General features: G+C 44.8%; 11 protein-coding genes. 4 read left to right on the top strand and 7 right to left on the bottom strand.

Annotated features, from left to right (window positions below):
- Positions 1–98 precede the first annotated feature (98 nt).
- Together ASG93_RS04155 and ASG93_RS04150 are read right to left on the bottom strand one after the other, a co-directional pair.
- Positions 99–761, bottom strand: coding sequence for a response regulator (locus ASG93_RS04155; RefSeq protein ID WP_056829071.1), 663 nt, complete (start codon positions 759–761; stop codon positions 99–101).
- A complete protein-coding gene (locus ASG93_RS04150; RefSeq protein WP_056829069.1) occupies positions 758–1,981 on the bottom strand; it encodes a sensor histidine kinase in 1,224 nt (407 codons plus the stop codon). Before ASG93_RS04150 ends, ASG93_RS04155 begins: the two co-directional genes overlap by 4 nt.
- Positions 1,982–2,307: 326 nt before the next feature.
- On the opposite strand from ASG93_RS04150, the gene ASG93_RS04145 reads away from it, so the two are divergent.
- Positions 2,308–3,702 (top strand): MFS transporter, encoded by a 1,395-nt coding sequence (locus ASG93_RS04145; RefSeq protein WP_056829067.1) that lies wholly within the window; start codon positions 2,308–2,310, stop codon positions 3,700–3,702.
- Between the two features lie 156 nt (positions 3,703–3,858).
- Positions 3,859–5,526: a ribonuclease J gene (locus ASG93_RS04140; protein WP_056829065.1), complete on the top strand. Its 1,668-nt coding sequence runs from the start codon at positions 3,859–3,861 to the stop codon at positions 5,524–5,526.
- A gap of 160 nt (positions 5,527–5,686) precedes the next feature.
- Here the strand turns inward: ASG93_RS04140 and ASG93_RS04135 are convergent, their stop codons facing one another.
- From ASG93_RS04135 to ASG93_RS04115, 5 genes are all read right to left on the bottom strand, one after another.
- Positions 5,687–6,130, bottom strand: a complete 444-nt coding sequence (locus tag ASG93_RS04135) for a DoxX family protein (protein ID WP_056829063.1) — start codon at positions 6,128–6,130, stop codon at positions 5,687–5,689.
- 20 nt (positions 6,131–6,150) lie between these two features.
- The gene (locus tag ASG93_RS04130) at positions 6,151–6,753 is read right to left on the bottom strand and encodes a TetR/AcrR family transcriptional regulator (RefSeq protein WP_056829061.1); all 603 of its coding nucleotides are present in this window, start codon (positions 6,751–6,753) and stop codon (positions 6,151–6,153) included.
- A gap of 165 nt (positions 6,754–6,918) precedes the next feature.
- Entirely contained in the window at positions 6,919–7,911 is a 993-nt protein-coding gene (locus tag ASG93_RS04125) for a zinc-binding dehydrogenase (protein ID WP_056829059.1), read from the bottom strand.
- 77 nt (positions 7,912–7,988) lie between these two features.
- A complete protein-coding gene (locus ASG93_RS04120; protein ID WP_056829057.1) occupies positions 7,989–8,819 on the bottom strand; it encodes a hypothetical protein in 831 nt (276 codons plus the stop codon).
- Positions 8,820–9,388: 569 nt separating this feature from the next.
- On the bottom strand, positions 9,389–10,093 hold the full coding sequence (locus ASG93_RS04115; RefSeq protein WP_056829055.1) for a response regulator transcription factor: 705 nt from the start codon (positions 10,091–10,093) through the stop codon (positions 9,389–9,391).
- 272 nt (positions 10,094–10,365) lie between these two features.
- Between ASG93_RS04115 and ASG93_RS04110 the strand changes: the two genes are divergently transcribed.
- Together ASG93_RS04110 and ASG93_RS04105 are read left to right on the top strand one after the other, a co-directional pair.
- Positions 10,366–11,649 (top strand): EAL domain-containing protein, encoded by a 1,284-nt coding sequence (locus ASG93_RS04110; RefSeq protein WP_056829053.1) that lies wholly within the window; start codon positions 10,366–10,368, stop codon positions 11,647–11,649.
- A 35-nt stretch (positions 11,650–11,684) separates the two neighbouring features.
- Positions 11,685–14,912 carry a response regulator gene (locus tag ASG93_RS04105; RefSeq protein WP_056829051.1) on the top strand — a complete coding sequence of 1,076 codons (3,228 nt, stop codon included), beginning with the start codon at positions 11,685–11,687 and terminating at the stop codon, positions 14,910–14,912.
- Positions 14,913–14,960 lie beyond the last annotated feature (48 nt).

Here is a 14,960-nt window from a genome sequence, read left to right as displayed (position 1 = left end):
CAATGAAAAGTCATGTCTTCACAAAGAAAAAGGCAGAACGTTTGATCGCTAAAGTATGATTAAACTCATACTCTATGTCAAAAGTCATGCCTTTTTCATTATATTTGATGACGAACAGAGAATACGGCTGCTTGTGTTCGGTCGCGCAATCCTAGCTTAGCTATGAGATTCGAAACGTGATTTTTCACTGTACCTTCCGTGATATTAAGCAAGCCTGCGATCTCTTTATTATTTAAACCTTGACCTAATAAAGTTAGGACCTCTTTCTCTCGTTCGGTCAGAAGATTGAGGCCGCTAGGCTCATTAATATGTAAAGGATGAGCGTTATCCGGATGCCATTCCGACATTTTTTTTAACTCTTTAAGCAGCGTTGCTGTGATATCTGGTTGAAGGACGCTCCCGCCATTGTATACCGTTTGAATCGCACTTACGATTGCCTCAGAGGGCATATCTTTCAACAAATAGCCATGGACGCCTTTTTCCAAAACCCTTAAAATTAACTCCGCGTCATCGAAAGTGGTCAGAATCAGTACCTTGATCTCCGGTAAAGCCCTAAGAATCAATTCCGTTCCTTCCACGCCATCCATGCCAGGCATTCGGATATCCATCAATACCACATCGGGTCGCAATTCAAGCGCCTTCGTATAGGCATCTCTCCCATCCACCGCTGTTCCAATGACTTCCATGCCCTGTTCCAGCCCGATGATGGTCGCAAGTCCCTCCCTCATGAGCCTCTGATCGTCTACGATGAGGATTTTCAATGATATACACGCTCCATTTCCGTTACTGGATAAGGGAATTGCACTTCAACAGAAAAACCTTCTTGCTGATCCATGCCAAAATGCACCTTTCCTTTTAACTCTCTGACTCTTTCTTGCAAATTGATTAAACCAAACCCCGGCTTCAGTTCGGCAGGAACCTCTCCGTCATTACGTATGCATAGAGAAAAATCGGTCTCCGAATAGGTTAACAAGATTTTCGCATTTTTCGCATGACCGTGTTTATGAGCATTCGTCAGTGACTCCTGCACAATTCGATAGGCCGTTAATTGGAGATCACCTCGTAGTGCGACTGGTATCCCTTTTACTTCAAAAGTTGTTTGAACCTCGGCAAATTTGGTAAACTCCTCAGCAAGCTTCCCAAGGCTATCATTTAAGGAAGTTGACGTAACTGGCTCATCTCGAATAGCCCTTACCGAAAGCCGGACCTCTTGCAAAGATGATCTTATTAAATCTTCACATGCTAGATAGGTTTGTTCACTGCGTAAAGGATCCAGACTGCTTAGCTTGCGGGCTGCTTGCATTTGAACCAATAATGCCGTCAGTTTATGACCTACCGTATCATGAATTTCTCGGGCAATTCGCACTCTTTCCCTGGTCGCTGCCCACTCCTCCGCTTTGAGAGCATAGTCCTGAAGCCGCTCATGGGATTGCACCAATTGTGCATACAACTGCATCGTATCCCGACGTGCGCGTTGATAAAAATTGATTAGAGAGCTCACAATACCTGCGAAAACAATGTATGAACAGGTAATAAAATAGCCAATTTCATCAATTCGTTTAGTTAAATACCATTCAATACTGCCCATCGTAATGATATAGACGACCAACAGAAGCAAGCATGTAATAATTAGCATCCGGGTGTTCTTTAAAAACATTAAAATCGCTAAGGCTGTAATTCCAATAAATAAATGGTTCGGGAAATTTCCGCCAATATAGACATAACCATAAGAGGCGGATACCAAGAAATCTAAGATGAGAATGTGAAATAGCCAATTGTGTTTTTTTTGCATCTTCAAATAAAATAAATGAACCAGAAGAAAAACCGCCAATGAAAAGACAACAAAACTTAGGCCCCAAAAAATCGTAATTGAATTCTGAAAATAAAAAACACCGGTTAAAGCCAAATCAAAAGCAAGCTTTATGCCGAAAAACAGCCTCCACGAAAGGCTCTTTTTTATGTTGTCCGTTTCTTGGATCATTTTCTTCTTCACCTCATTATAATCGGATATACAATGACCTCCATAGATTCATCCGTAACTCATTAGCTACAGATAATGGTACACAGATTCGGGGAATTGTGCAAAAGAAACATGGAAAAGGGAAAGTGTTTACTGAGTTTCACTGCAATAATAGGAGGAAGTTAAGTTGCTTATTAGATCTGGGAGGAAAAAGTTAATTGGATTGGTTCATTGACATGCGTATGCCGCCATGCTAAACTGTAACGAAATTGATTATAGATAATGAACTTCAGCATATCGTTTAGCAACCATGGGATAGACAATCTTGAGCAGGGAGGATCATTCGTATGTCAACCGTTTTACCGCAAGATGAGCAACCATCTGTAACAGAGGCACCCGGTATTATCCGAGAACGGACGGTCTCCTGGTTACTCTGCATGACTATTATTCTAGTCGTTATGAACACGATGATGTTCAATTTGGCATTGCCCAAAATCGCTGTCCAATTCGCGCTCAACCCTTCGACCGCATCATGGATCGTGACGGGCTACTCCATCGTCTTTGCCATATCATCGATTACTTTCAGCCGATTGTCCGATTTCGTGCCCATTCGAAGGCTCTTTACGGCGGCGCTGCTGGCATTGGGCGGGGCATCCGTGATTGGCATGTTCAGCGACGGATTTGGGCTGCTGCTTATTACGAGGCTTATTCAAGCTGCTGGTGCTGGTGCTATTCCTTCGCTCGCAATCGTGCTTGTCACTCGTTACATTCCTGTGTCTCGCAGAGGGATGGCCATGTCGTTCATTTTGTCAGCCGCCTCACTTGGCCTCGGGCTTGGTCCTGTCGTCGGCGGATCGATCGTTCAGTATCTGGGGTGGCATTTCCTATTTGTGATCACCGGCCTAACCCTGCTGCTGATCCCGGTTTTCCTGCTCATACTTCCCCGGGAAAAGGCGGAGCGCGGCTCGTTTGATTTCATTGGCGCCGTCCTGATCGGGATGGGGACGACAGGTTTGCTGCTCTTCCTCACATCTAAGAGCATGGTAGCACTCGTTGTTGGCGTGATTGCCTTGGCATTGTTCGCGGTGCGTATCCGCAAAGCGAGGAATCCATTCGTCCTGCCCGCGTTATTCGGCGACAGACAATATCTGGCGCTTGGTGCTATCGGCATTACCGCCTACATGATCAGCTTCGCCTTCTTGTTCCTCGCCCCGCAAATGCTGGCCAGAGTCTTCGGTTTAACGCCGGCCGTATCGGGTCTTGTGCTCTTTCCAGGTGCGCTTCTTGCCATGCTGGTATCCAACCGGGTGGGTCGCCTCATCGACCGATATGGTAACGGCGCGCTCCTCCGCTATACGCCTTGGCTGCTGCTGGTTTCGACCGTTTTACTGGCGCTGACTGCCGTCCATTCCTTTTATGGGCTTGCCGCCGTCTATGTACTGACGAGCATCAGCATCACTTCCATCTCCAGTGCGGTCTCCAACGAGCTTTCACGGCAGTTGACGAAGGAACGAATCGGCTCGGGTATGGGCTTATTCCAGCTGCTGCAATTTTTCAGCGGGGCTTTCGCCGTAGCTATCTCGGGGAGTGCACTCGTCTGGCAGAAGACACTGCCAACCGAGCGCGCGTTCGGTAATCTCATCTGGGGCATGGTCGGAATCGCTATATTGACCATCGTCTTCGCCTTTATTTATCGCGGCTATGCTAGAAAGCGAACAAGTGCCGTTGCTACTCTGGCTTAATATAGATTAACAAAGAGGATCCCGCGCGGATCCTTTTTGTGTTTTAACAAGGAGCTTCGAATTCAGAAAATGGTTATTAGGAGAAAAATCGGAGTATAGGTTATCCCCAATCTGGAAAAATTAAAGCGAATATGTAAATTTGGGGGGGCTTTTCAGGTGAGCAAGACAGACCATCAGTTATCTGTTTTCTCTTTAGGCGGTATCAACGAAATCGGTAAAAATATGTATGTGGTGCAATACGGCGATGATATCATTGTCATTGATTGCGGCTCAAAGTTTCCGGATGAAAGCTTGCTCGGTATTGACTTGATCGTTCCGGATATTGCCTATTTACTCGAAAATAGCGATAAAGTCCGCGCACTGATTATTACGCATGGACATGAAGATCATATCGGGGGCATTCCATATATACGAAGACAATTGAACATGCCGATTTATGCAACCAGGCTAACGCTTGGGCTAATTGAAGGTAAGCTGAGAGAGGCTGGACTGCTTGCAGATACGAAATTTATTGAAATTAACTCCGATTCGAGCATCGAGCTAGGACAAATCACGTCTACCTTTTTCAAAACAAACCATAGTATCCCTGATTGCTTGGGGGTTGTTTTTCATACACCTGAAGGAACGGTCGTACATACGGGAGATTTCAAATTTGATTTGACCCCTGTGGGCAATCAATATCCCGATATTCATAAGATGGCGGAGATTGGGAAGAACGGTATTCTACTTCTATTATCAGAAAGCACGAATGCTGAACGCCCTGGCTACACACCTTCGGAAAGTCTTGTAGGTAAGCATATTGAAGATGCCTTTCATAAAGCGAAGCAAAAAGTGTTCATAGCCACCTTTGCCTCCAATGTTCATAGGCTTCAGCAAGTCGTGGATGCTGCTCAGGCAACGAATCGGAAATTAGCTTTACTTGGCCGCAGTATGGTCAATGTGGTAAGAATTGCTTCCGAGCTTGGCTACCTAACGGTCCCCGAAGGGATGCTGGTGGAAGCGGGAGAAGTCAATCGGATGGCTTCCGATCAAATAGCGATCTTATGTACCGGTAGTCAGGGGGAACCGATGGCTGCTTTATCGCGCTTGTCCCGTTCCAATTATCGTCAGGTAGAAATCATGCGCGGAGATACCGTTATTCTATCCTCATCCCCGATTCCGGGAAATGAACGCAACGTATCGAAGACCGTTGATAATTTATTCAGCCTAGGGGCAGAAGTGATTTATGGTTCGAGCTCAGCTACAGGCATGCACGTATCCGGGCATGGGAGCCAAGAAGAGCTGAAGTTAATGCTCACGCTCATGAAGCCGAAGTATTTTATTCCGATTCATGGCGAATTTAGAATGCTTCATCAGCACCGTATTTTGGCGGAAGGCGTCGGCGTGGACCCGGCTAACATCTACATTTTAAATAATGGCGATGTCGTGGATGTTAAGAACGAAGTGGCAACTCAGAGCCGCAAAGTGTACGCGGGGAATACCCTTGTCGATGGATTAGGGGATGTTGGCAACATTGTTCTGCGTGACCGCAAACAACTGGCCGAAGATGGCATCTTGATCGTGGTCCTACTGCTTAGTAAGAGTGATGGTAAAATTTTGTCCGGTCCGGATATCATCTCCCGCGGGTTTGTCTATGTTCGAGAGTCGGAAGACCTGATGGATCAAGCCAATATTCTAGCAACAGAAACGATAAACAGGCTTCAAAAAGAAAACTTTAATCAGTGGAATGTGCTTAAAACGAATGTAAAAGAGGTTCTAGGCAGGCTCTTTTATGAAAAGACGGGCAGGAGACCCGTTATTCTTACGATACTTACGGAGATCTAGATAACAAGGAAGTGGCGCGCGCCGCCCGCTGGTATGGCCCCTCATAAGGATGATTTTCATCCTTATGGCGGGGTTGCTCGGCGGCGGCCGCGAGATAGTGTGTTTTTCATCGCTAACGCTATACCATCGCGCACCATGCGCGGGGTTGCTCGGCCGAAGGTCAGCTAGCACTACCCGCCAAGAGAACCGCCGCGAGAAACACGATCTGCAGCAGCGTTCGAGCGAGCAGCTTAGGCGTAGGTCTCCCGCCGATGGTTAATCGTTCCCGGGCTGCCTTTACATTGGCTGGGAACATGGCTATCAGCAGAATCGCCAAGCAGATGGAAGCCACGCGGGAGGTAGCGGGGAGGAGAATGCCGATGGCTCCGGCAATTTCCAGCCCACCAGTGGCGGTAATCAACCAACTCGGCCTTGGGAATGCGGCAGGAACCATCCGGATCAGATCTTGTCGGTTTTTACCCCAGTGAGCGGAAGCGGTAACCAGCAGCATGATGGCCACCGCTCCTTGAAGCGGAGTTTGCCAACTGTCGAAATAGGACCAGCCGAACAGACCTAGGAGCCTAAATAGCGTAAACGAAACAATAAGCACATAAAAAGGTATCATGAGTATCCCTCCATTAAAGTCTATTGGCTTGATTTGCCTTTTAACATATCTCTCATAAACAATGAATAATCTTGGGTATTAAAAGAAGTCCCAGTCAGTGGAATCGAGGAGCGCAAGCGAAAACCGAGTGAGAGCAGAACGAACATCTCCGCTGTTTTGTCCGTATCCACGGACTCCGGAATGACCCCATGTTCTTGGCCCGTCATTATCCACTGTTTGGATACGTGCACAGACCGCTCATAATACTGCTTGAGCACATCCGCTACCAGAGGCTGATCCTCTTTTCCAAGTAAATACATCAGTACCTTATTCGTTACCTCCTGACCATCTTCCAATTCCGATAAACTTGCTGTGATCTTCTGCATAGGATTATCAAATGTGGGGTGGTCTTGATCCACTTCGTTCATAAATCGATTGTTGCTCACTTCAAGCCGCTCTTGCAGTACCCAAGCGAAGATTTCGTCTTTACTCTTCACATAATGGAAGATAGCCCCCTTTGACAATCCTGATTTCTCCATAATGTCTTTCATTGTGATTGAGTGGCATCCTTTTTCCCGTATCAGCTCTTTAGTTGAATCCAGTAGCAGCGTCGTTGTTTGCTGCCTGCGTTCCTCTTGCTTCAAAGTCATCCCTCCGAGTACGTTTGTAACCTCATGTGTCGATTATCACTATATACACATTATATATACCGACCATCGGTTTGTAAATAGGCTTTAATTATTATTGGACTATATTAAATTAAGCGCATGCCGCCCAAATGGCGCATGCGCTTATTTATATGCCAATATCTAGACAGGCAGCAAAAGCACTTTGCCCGAAGTCATATTCGCCGTATACTGCTTGATGGCATCAACGGTTTGATTCATCGGGAAGTTTTGGCTAATCTCGGTTTGGATATGTGATCCGATTGATTTTTTCATCGAGCCCTGCAGGGCAAGAAGTTCAAAAATAGATTGCGTTTTCACCCAATCGGATGCCCAGAATCCTGCGATACGTTTCCGGCGGAAAACAAGATCATCGGCGTTGATCGTTGTCGTTTTTCCTCCCAGAAGGCCGTATTGGAAAATGGTAGCGCCATCAGGGAGCGCCGACAGTACGAGGCCCGTTAAGTCGCCTCCTACGGCATCAAAGCACACGGTAGCTCCTAGTTCATGGGACTTCATCTTTAAGTCCTTCTCGAAGGTATCTGAGCTGCTGTTAACGATATGTTGTCCGCCTATTTCTCTCAGCAGCAGTTCTTGTTCTTCCTTGCGAACAACACTGATCACAGGAATGCCATGCTCTAGGCCGAGTTTCACAAGAATTCTGCCAAGTGCACTTGCACCGGCAGTTTGAACGATGGCTTTGGATTTATGCTGCTTCGCTATCTTTACCATGGCCATGGCACTCGCCGGATTGACGAAGAAGACAGCACCCTGCTCATCGGATACATGATCAGGCAGCACCATGCAGGTCATAGCACTCGCCTTGGTGTAGGGCGCCCAAGAGCCGTAAACTTCGGATACGAAGGCGACACGCTTCCCTTTTAACATACGTGCGACAAGGCTGCTGCCTGTTGCGATGACGGTTCCGCATCCTTCCATGCCGCCAACCGAAGGCAGTTCACGTTGTATCCCATAATTACCGTGCAGAAATAATAAGTCGGCGGGATTAATGGAGGCAGCATGTACTTTAATCAGCACCTCACCGCTGTTTATGTCCGGAATGGCAGTCTCGCCAAATTCAATACCTGAAATCCCTCCATACTCCTTGATCATAACGGCATTCATTATCTTCGTCATGCGAGTAAACCCACCTTATCTATTTGCGTATAATGTTCTCTAATGATTATATATGACTGCTGCAAAAGTGGGAATATTTATAACTGTCTGATAAATCCATGAGCGACATTGAGATCCGATGGCATGAATTTCGTAGCGCCTGATTTGATTAAACCAGCAAGAACGACACAATTAGAGGCAATGGCCCCGCGCATCCATTTGGGATCGAAGGGAGAGTTAGCTTCTAGGGTTTGGAGGTCCTGAGCTGCCAATTGTCTGGTTAGTAGGGTGAAATCACTTCTATGGCAGTACAGATCATCCTCAAGCTCGATCTGGAAATGACGCAAATACGTTTTCTCACCGCCCGTATAGGCAAACTGCTCTAAGGAAGCCGGTAATCGGCAGGAGAGCCATTTGATACAAGTTGCAATCTGTCTTTGATCAGGAGGTCCAAGTAAGTTGAATTGTTGGTTAAGATCCGAGATGCCGAATGGAATCAGATAAGGAGCTTCGCTTTCACTCGTGATAATTTGGATGCTGCCTCCCCCGGCATTAATCACATCAAGGTCACTGGGGATATCCGATTCGGCTATCGCTTTCTTCAGCAAGTCAGCCTCCTCTTTTTGGCTAATGGTTCTATAAGCAATCCTCAAATTCTTGCAAACTTCCTGCATATGTTCGGACAAATGTGGTGATCTTCGCATCGCTTCTGTACCAATAGCTTCGATGTCTCCTTGGCCGAGGCCGTCGATAAAGGAGCATTGCGTAGAAAGCAAAGACTTTAAAGTACCTTCAATAGACGGCAGGTCCACCCCGCTCTCCAGAAGCTCCCAGGTTAGAACATCCACTTGCTCAATATGATCGTTTGATTTCCTGAACACTTTGGCACTATGACTTCCCAAATCCAAAATTAATTTATTACTGTGCATAAGATCTCACCCATTTGTTCCATAGTTTGGTTATCCCCTAGCGTGGTCTCAGAAATCCAATACTAAAGGATTAATGATTTCTATGTCAACCAATTTTTGCTAAAAATTAGTAAAAGATTGTATTAAGATCTAGTTTCAACAAATTGCATTTTTTTACGACACATACAGAATGAAGTCAGAACGAGTAGGGGTATAGATGCAAGGATTTGCAGCTTAAGTTGAAACTCTTGAAAGAAGTTATTTGCGAAGGTTGAGGCGAAGCAAGTTAAGCCCAGAACTTAATCTGCTGAGAGGGGTTCTAAATTGGAATCCGTCGATATACTCACTTGAGGATACTGTTTGAATGCCCCCCCCGATTCGTGGCGTTGAACAATTAATAGCCACTTTCCACGCAAATAGAAGCCCCCAAAGGCTCTTATTCCTCCAAGTAGCTATCTATTCCGCCCTATCAACGACAAATAAGAGCCCCCAAAGACTCTTATCTCTCTCAGTGGCTAGCTTTCCCATCTACGACAAATAAATAAAGGGCTGCCCTCAAGGTCTAATTGACCTTTTGGAACAGCCCATTTTCACATGACAAATTTATAGCCTACGCCCCACACGGTTTTTATGTATTTCGGTTCTTTGGGATTGACTTCAATTTTTCTGCGCAAATTCGTAATATGAACGTCAATGGCACGGTCGTTTATGTAGGAATCGAAACCACGAAGTGCATTTATGAGATCTTCTCTGCGGTAAACGCGTTCGGGATGCTCGTACAGCAGCCGGATAAGCTCGAATTCCGAGAACGTCATTTCGATGGATTCGCCTCGGACGCAGAGCGTTCTTTTTTCCAAATTAATGTTTAAATCCGTGGCTGGTACGGTAACTTCATGCTCTACCTGAAGTTTTGTCGTCTCGGTAGGGTGTCCTAATTTGAAACGACGTAAGAGTGCTTGTATTCTGGCTTTCATCTCATGCATGCTGAATGGTTTGCATATGTAATCGTCTGCACCCACTGTGAATGCTTCAATCTTTTCGCTCACTCTGGAGTCGGATGAAATGATAATAATAGGCACAGGAGTTAAGTTCCGGAGGGAAGTACACAGCTCAATTCCTTCAAAATCAGGAAGATTGAGATCGAGAAGAATGAGATCCGGTTCGAATTCATGCAATGCTGCAAGGCCTTCCTGGCCGTTGTGGGACCTTAGGACTAGGAACTCTTCCTCTTTCAGATACATACAGATCATTTCACCGATAATATCATCGTCCTCAATTAGTAGAACTCTGTCCATTAGAAACTCCCCCAAACTAAGCTAAATTTTCCAATTCAAAAATTCGTGAAATGAACAGAGGGAATGCACGTCCTAACAATTTACTCATTAATTCTATTATACGGTGTCGAAATTTAAGAGTAAACCGCTATCATTGACATTTTAAGAGAAATTGTTAGTAAATTATTAGCGAAATTAGTAGGAGGAATTCGTACCATTTATGTAAGTAACCTAATAAGTGGAAAGTATAATAGAGATAATGCGTATTTATTGCTTGTAAAGGTGGTGGGGAAATGGGTCTTTTGGACGGGTATGGTGTTCTAATCTTAAGTGAATCAAGTGAATTAATATCAGAAGTTGAGGCCTTAATCGAGAAGGATACACAGTTCGTAATGACAGGTATGGCGAAGCATGGAAATACCGTACTTGATTGCATCTTGGCTAGTAAACCTGATTTGGTCATCATTGATTTAGATATGGATAACTCAGATGGTCATCTTGCGCTTCATCTTATTATGAATCATAATCCTATTCCTGTTGTAGTACTTAGTACGCATACACCCGAAGGTTCTATGAAGACCATTCAAGCGATGCGGCTAGGTGCGGCAGATTATTTTCATAAAGAAATGCTATCTCAGGAATTGAAAAATAAAATTGTGACCTCCTATTTTCTGGAACGATGCAAAATGACCATTCAGAACGGGATTCAAGGCATCTATGACTCTCACTTCTATGCAACAGGAATTGCAGAAACAGTACTTTCTGCCCCTCAGCCACATAGACAAGATCAGTTCCAAAGGCGCATGGACATCGAGTTTCACTTGCGAAGAGCGATTGATAATCATGAATTTCATCTTGTTTATCAACCAGTAGTTGATGTATATTCGAATCGAATTGTAGGGCTAGAGAGCCTGATTCGTTGGTATAATCCTACTTTGGGTCAGGTGCCTCCTTCTGATTTTATCCCTATAGCCGAGGAAAGCAGTCTTATTCATGAAATAGGGGAATGGGTACTGAAGGAAGCCTGCATGCAGAATAAGCGGTGGCAGGAAGCTGGCCTGTCCAAAGTGTTCGTTGCAGTTAATCTGTCTAGACGACAGTTCAATGATAGCCGACTTAGCCGGATGATTCAGACTATTTTGGAGAAAACAGGCCTCCAGCCCAAGTACTTGGAGCTCGAAATTACTGAAAGTATGAGTATGCAAGTTGAGCTGGCCGCAGACGCGCTTCGTCAGTTGAAGAAGCTGGGTGTTCGCGTCGCGATGGATGATTTTGGAACCGGGTACAGCTCACTCGGGTATCTCAGAGATTTTCCCATTGATAAATTAAAAATTGACCAATCTTTTATTAAGGGATTGATACAAAGCCAAGTGAATGCGGTAATCGTAAACACGATGGTCACGATGGCTAGAAATTTGAATCTTCTCGTTGTAGCGGAAGGGGTAGAGACAGAGGAGGAGCTTCAAGTACTGCGGGAGTGCGGCTGCAGGCTGGTCCAAGGCTATTATTTCAGCCAGCCGGTCAAGGCGAAGCGTATAGAGGAAATGCTGCATCTAGAAACCAAACAAACAGGATAACGTGATTATCCTGCATTCTAAGTCGATAGAGGCTGGTGAGTACTCTGCTTCACTCCTTGATTACCAATTTTGCTATTATAACGATTTTTGTATTATTTGTGGAACAGCTTTCCATCACGATGAAACTGAATGAGAAGCCTGCTTGGCTCTATAAGGTTTTTATTGGGCTTTCATATGGCATGTTGGTTTTTGTCCTCTTACACTTCAGTATCCCTGTTGATGATCACGTTATTTTTAACTTTCGCGGAATAGCCCTACTGCTTTCAATTTATCTAGGAGGATTCCTCTCCTTAAGTATTACATATGTTTGCTTATGGATAGGGCGTTACATTTTTGAAGGTCACATAGAAATTCCTCAGCTGGTATTTGGGATGATCGCTGTCACAGGGACTAGTATGATATTTGCTAGAATGCGTTCGTATTGGCTTAAATGGATATATGGAGGGGCAATTTTCTATCCGTCCTATTATACGATGATGTGGTTTGTTTATCGAACACCGTTTGATGTCTTTTATAGATATATTTTCATTCAGCTGCTTTGTTTATTTCTTGTTGCTTGTTTTCTGCGATATTTACTCCGGGCTCGTGAGTATAAACAACAGATCTATCAAGTGGAGCAGGAACTGATCAATATGCTGAGATTTCAGGCAGGATTCACGTTCAAATTCCATAAACACCGAGATCAATACGTTTACATCTTATTTGAAGGACAGCTGGTCTATCATCTTGGTCTGAGACCGAGTCTATTCATCGGCAATAAATTGGACGAAATCCATGTATTAAGTGAGGAGTTTAAACAATTCCTAAAGCAGCATTATGATAAAGCTTGGCAGGGTGAACGAGTCTCGTATGAATATGATTGCAGCGGCTCTACGATCCTTGTTAACCTACAACCCATTTATAAATATGGTTCCGTCAATGAAGTGATTGGATCTGCCGTGGATGTGACCGAGCACCGTGCAGCGCAAATCAAAGCGAGAGTCAGAGATGAGCAATATCGGACATTGGTGGAAAATTCGGAGGACTTTATTTTCAAATTTCGACTGGACGGAAGCATCTCCTCTACGAACTACAAAATGTACCAGACCTTTCACCTAGAGCCTGAGCAAGTAAGAGGACAGCAATTAACGGATCTGGTCCAGATGGATGACACCAAGAAGTGGCAGCGGACATTCGAACAAACGATTGAGATGCGGAAAACGCAGCAATTTGCAATCCATTTCCTGCTTCCGGATGGCAATCAGCATGCGTATAACGTCACCTTGTCCCCTTTATTCAATGAGGATAAAACAGAAATCACCGGGGTCACCGGTACGGTACACGATATAACCGACTTGAAGAAGCGGGAAGAAGCGGATGAGTCCAACAGGGCGAAGAGTAAGTTTCTTGCTAGGATGAGTCATGAAATACGCACTCCCCTTAACGGTATTATTGGACTTTCTTTACTCTTACAACGAACAGAATTGACGACGATTCAAAAAGAATATTTGGACAAAATTGAGTGTTCCTCGAATGTCCTGCTTACGACGATTAACGATATTCTTGATTTCTCCAAAATTGAAGCGGGTAAAATGACCTTAGAGATGGTGGATTTCTCACTAGAACTATCACTTCAAAAGGTTGCCGATCTAGTCAGCGTATCTATAGGCAAGAAGCGAGTCGAGATCATGCTGGATACTCCAGCAGATTTACCGGATATCGTTAGCGGGGATTCCTTCCGTCTCGAACAAGTACTCATTAATTTATCTAATAATGCGATTAAATTTACCAAGCAAGGCTATATCCGATTGAAAGTTCGGGTCGAGAGATATGTGGACGAAGGGGTCGTTGTTTCGTTTGCGATGGAAGACTCTGGAATTGGCATTTCCAAGGAGCAGCTATCGCAGCTATTCGTACCGTTCTCGCAAGCAGATACATCCATAAGCCGCAGGTATGGCGGTACCGGGTTAGGACTTGTCATTTGTCAGCATTTGGTGCATTCTATGGGGGGTGTTTTGCAGGTGGATACAGTCCTTGGGGAAGGCAGCCGCTTTTATTTTAGCCTGATGTTTGGCACAAAGGGGGATGTAAGGGAAGAGACGAAAAGCCTGCACAAGCACGCTGGGCTGCCGCAGGGGAATAACCGTGTGCTCTTATCTGAAGATCATCCAGTTGTAGCGCAGCATATATCGGAGCTCCTTGGTTCCTTTCAATATCACGTGGATACAGTTACATCTTTATCTGATTTATTTGCTTCTTTGGAACATGATAGCAAGACAAATTCTGCAAAAGACTATTTATTCCTAGATATGCAAATGGATCAAATGCAGCATCCTGCCACTTGGCGCCGTGTCGTAGATGCGATAGATCGCACACAGACGAGAGTGATTGCGTTTACAACACTTGAAGGCAGAGATGAAATGTTCGAATTGCCATCGGAACTGAAAGCGGATGCAATTATTGTTAAGCCCGTCAGCAGGCTGACGTTGCAGAAAAGTTTACATGCTTTGAATCAACGTAGACTGGAGGCATTTCAAGCCACTGCTAACAATGCCATTGAAGAAAGCAACTCGTTGTCCTCCATGTCCAAAGGTAGCATTTTAGTTGCGGAAGATCATGAAATTAATCAATTGGTGATTATTGGACTTCTTGAACAATTAGGTTACCAAGCGGTTATCGCGCAGAATGGCTATGAAGTTCTGGAACTTGTTGATCAGCAGGAATGGAAGCTTATTCTAATGGATATTCATATGCCTGAGATGGATGGTTATGAGGCAACACATCGGCTGAGGAAGCTCAAAGGGATGAATAAGATCCCGATCATTGCCCTTACAGCAGATGTCATGATGCAGGACCGGCCGGATATTATTAAGCTTGGGCTGAATGACATCCTGATTAAGCCAGTAGATGAAAAGCAGCTTTCCGATATGCTGGAGAAGTGGCTAAATCCGAGTTGGTTATTTGAAATCGAGGGTGCAGACACCACGCAAATCATGCGAAATATCGATCACAAAATACACATTTTTCAATATATGATGGAGAAATTTAAGCAGGATTACCGTAACTTCTCAGAGCAACTCCTCCCATTTATCATCAAACAGGAGAATGCGACTGCACGCAGAATGGTTCATACGCTTAAAGGTATTGCCGCCAATTTCTACGCGGAGCCGTTGTTAACGGCGGTTCTGGCTTTGGAAAAACAGATGGAAAACGAAATCAATTTGGATGTCTGTCATGAGGGAATTGTACGCATTCAGATGGAGATCGATCGATACTTGGCGTGAAGCGAGATGTCCCGCAAGCGAATGATCGGAGTCGTTAGATGTTGTAAA

This window comes from Paenibacillus sp. Soil787 (genome assembly GCF_001429545.1).
Lineage (GTDB): Bacteria > Bacillota > Bacilli > Paenibacillales > NBRC-103111 > Paenibacillus_E.
This window is presented reverse-complemented; position numbering and strand designations above follow the sequence as displayed.

Coding starts and splice junctions, on each gene's coding strand:
- ASG93_RS04150 (WP_056829069.1), bottom strand. CDS start 1,981: ATGATCCAAGAAACGGACAACATAAAAAAGAGCCTTTCGTGGAGGCTG.
- ASG93_RS04145 (WP_056829067.1), top strand. CDS start 2,308: ATGTCAACCGTTTTACCGCAAGATGAGCAACCATCTGTAACAGAGGCA.
- ASG93_RS04135 (WP_056829063.1), bottom strand. CDS start 6,130: ATGATACCTTTTTATGTGCTTATTGTTTCGTTTACGCTATTTAGGCTC.
- ASG93_RS04125 (WP_056829059.1), bottom strand. CDS start 7,911: ATGACGAAGATAATGAATGCCGTTATGATCAAGGAGTATGGAGGGATT.
- ASG93_RS04120 (WP_056829057.1), bottom strand. CDS start 8,819: ATGCACAGTAATAAATTAATTTTGGATTTGGGAAGTCATAGTGCCAAA.
- ASG93_RS04115 (WP_056829055.1), bottom strand. CDS start 10,093: ATGGACAGAGTTCTACTAATTGAGGACGATGATATTATCGGTGAAATG.
- ASG93_RS04110 (WP_056829053.1), top strand. CDS start 10,366: ATGGGTCTTTTGGACGGGTATGGTGTTCTAATCTTAAGTGAATCAAGT.